This window comes from Aurantimonas sp. C2-5-R2 (genome assembly GCF_036549495.1).
GTDB lineage: Bacteria > Pseudomonadota > Alphaproteobacteria > Rhizobiales > Rhizobiaceae > Aurantimonas > Aurantimonas coralicida_A.
The window spans coordinates 1-587 of the sequence record NZ_JAZHLJ010000284.1 but is presented as its reverse complement, the minus strand read 5'-3'; the positions used below and the strand labels follow the sequence as shown (position 1 = coordinate 587).

The window sequence follows — 587 nt, the reverse complement described above, 5'->3', positions numbered from 1 at the left end:
GCGCTGCATCCGTCGCTCCCGTTGCCGCACCGGCAGATGCGAGTTCTCCGCGCGGGTGTTCAATCGGCCGCCCGTCACATGGCGCCTGTTCGCCCCGAGTTGCCGCAGGGCGGCACCATAGGAGGGCAGCTTGTCGGTGATCCAGTGCTCCGGCGCAGCGCCATGCTTCTTCAGTAATTTCCGCATCAGCCTGAGCGCCGAACGCTTGTCCCGCCTGGCCTGGACCAGAATGTCGAGCACCTCATCCTCGTCATCGACGGCCCGCCACAGATACATGGGCTTGCCACCGATCGAGACCAACACCTCGTCGAGGTGCCAGCGTCTGCTCGGCCGCTGCCGCGGCCGGCGCAGCTTGCGTGCGGACAGCATCCCGAACTTCAGCGCCCAGCGCCTGACGGTTTCGTAGGAGACCTCGACACCGCGTTCGGCGAGCAGGTCCTCGACATTGCGGTAGCTCAGCGGGAAGCGGAAATACAGCCAGACGGCGTGCTGGATGATCTCGGGCGGGAAACGATGGCGGCTATAGCTGATGCTCGACATCCCCCTATCCTACTCCGCTTTCGCTTCGGATCCAGCTAACGTGTCAA

The 587-nt window shown here is 64.4% G+C and carries 1 protein-coding gene; it reads right to left on the bottom strand.

Annotation, left to right across the window (positions count from 1 at the left end):
• Window positions 1-540, bottom strand: a 540-nt coding sequence (locus tag VQ044_RS25545; protein ID WP_331827926.1) for an IS6 family transposase, incomplete at its 3' end; no start/stop codon positions are given.
• Window positions 541-587 lie beyond the last annotated feature (47 nt).